1 protein-coding gene is annotated in these 461 nt (G+C 43.2%); it reads left to right on the top strand.

What is annotated here, in order from left to right; translation table 11 throughout:
- The coding region (locus tag Q1A47_RS20625; protein ID WP_299632766.1) for an AMP-binding protein at positions 1-461 on the top strand (461 nt) is incomplete at both ends.

The following is a 461-nucleotide window of genomic DNA, read 5'->3' as shown; positions in this document are numbered from 1 at the left end:
GAAGATTTCTATCAAGGTCTATCCACAAATCTAGATCTTGCTATCGACTGTCATCAATTGGCGTATGTAATTTATACATCTGGTTCCACTGGAACTCCAAAAGGAGTGATGGTTGAGCATCAACAGGTGACTAACTTCATCTATGGTGTTATGCACGAAACCAATCTAGGAAGCTATGAACGGATTCTCTGTTTAACCACGGTATCTTTCGATATCTTTGGTTTAGAAACGTTTGTACCGCTAACGCAAGGATTAACGGTTGTGATGGCCAAGGAGGAAGAGACGAGAGAAGGCGAAAAGCTAGCGAAGGTAATGACGAAACATCAGGTTGATGTCATGCAGAGTACGCCGACGCGGGTCAAGATGTTGCTGGAGAATGATTCCTTTACGGACGCACTAATGGGAATAAAAGCGCTTCTTGTAGGTGGTGAAGAACTTTCGAAATCATTATGGGAGGAGTT

It is taken from the genome of uncultured Virgibacillus sp. (assembly GCF_947495635.1).
Classification (GTDB): domain Bacteria; phylum Bacillota; class Bacilli; order Bacillales; family Amphibacillaceae; genus Virgibacillus; species Virgibacillus salarius.
This window is presented reverse-complemented; position numbering and strand designations above follow the sequence as displayed.